Genomic DNA, 521 nt, shown 5'->3' with positions numbered 1-521 from the left:
GGCTCAGCCAGATATATTTAATCTTCTCGGCGTTTACTTTACTCAGGTTGGAGAGTTTGATGCGGCATACGAAGCATTTGATTCAACACTCGAACTTGCACCAGATAACTCTTACGCAGAGCGCAATCGGGCGATAGCGCTATACTACGGCGGTCGTATTGATTTGGCCTTGGAAGATATGACCAAGCATTATCAAGAGATGCCAAGCGATCCATTTCGCGCATTGTGGTTATACATCATTGAAGCGGATCAAAACCCTGAGCAAGCAAAAGCAAACCTTCAGCAGCGTTACCAACAAGATCGCAGTGAAGAATGGGGTTGGGTGTTAGTCGCTCTTATGCTACGCGATGTTTCTGATGAAGCGGCTCTTGATGCGATTATGGATGGGACGCGAGAAAACTATCGCCTTGCTCAGCGATTGACGGAAACCTATTTTTATCTCGGTAAACGTCATCAATTGGAAGGTGACATCGCCAGCGCGATTTCGTTGTATAAGCTCGCCATTTCGTTGAATGTGTACG

General features: G+C 46.4%; 1 protein-coding gene. It reads left to right on the top strand.

Annotated elements, in window-relative coordinates; genetic code table 11:
• Positions 1 to 521 (top strand): lipoprotein NlpI (gene nlpI, locus R7R24_RS30355; RefSeq protein ID WP_318120670.1); only part of this gene is annotated, 521 nt, incomplete at both ends.

Source organism: Vibrio sp. 704 (assembly GCF_033339295.1).
This window is presented reverse-complemented; position numbering and strand designations above follow the sequence as displayed.